The 465-nt window shown below is 70.1% G+C and carries 1 protein-coding gene; it reads right to left on the bottom strand.

Features of this window, described 5'->3' with window-relative positions:
* Nucleotides 1-332 (bottom strand): DUF2550 domain-containing protein (locus LPA54_RS37925; RefSeq protein WP_228984952.1); only part of this gene is annotated, 332 nt, incomplete at its 3' end.
* Nucleotides 333-465: the final 133 nt, after the last annotated feature.

Raw genomic sequence — 465 nt, 5'->3', positions numbered from 1 at the left:
AGGATCACCGCGTCGGACAACAGCGCCAGCTCCTCCTCGCCCTCCGGGACGCGGCGGCCGGCCACCTCGATCGCGGAGCGCTCCAGGACACGGCGGGGACGGGGGGCGTAGGAGAAGACCCTGAACCACTCGACCCGGTCGCCGCTGTAGCGTGCCACCCCGTACGCCCAGCCCTTGCCGCCGGCGTCGCCCTTCTCGGGCGCGTCCCAGCGCAGGCTGCAGTCGAAGGTGCCGCCCGACCGCTGGATCAGCCGGCGGCGCAGGCCGAAGACGAAGAGACCCACCACCACGAGGGCCACGACGATTCCGCACACAGTCAGAGCGAGGACCATCGGCACCGACCTCCTCGTCTCCTAGGTAACGGAACGGAAAAATCATCCAGATCTGCCTCAGCCGCGACCGGCTCCGGATCGCTCCGGTGCCGGCCGCGGCTGAGTGACGTCATCTACCGCGTCGGTTCAGCGC

The sequence above is a fragment of the Streptomyces sp. DH12 genome, from assembly GCF_020873895.1.
Taxonomy (GTDB): domain Bacteria; phylum Actinomycetota; class Actinomycetes; order Streptomycetales; family Streptomycetaceae; genus Streptomyces.
Note: the sequence above shows the minus strand (reverse complement) of the source record. Positions and strands in the feature narration are given on the sequence as shown.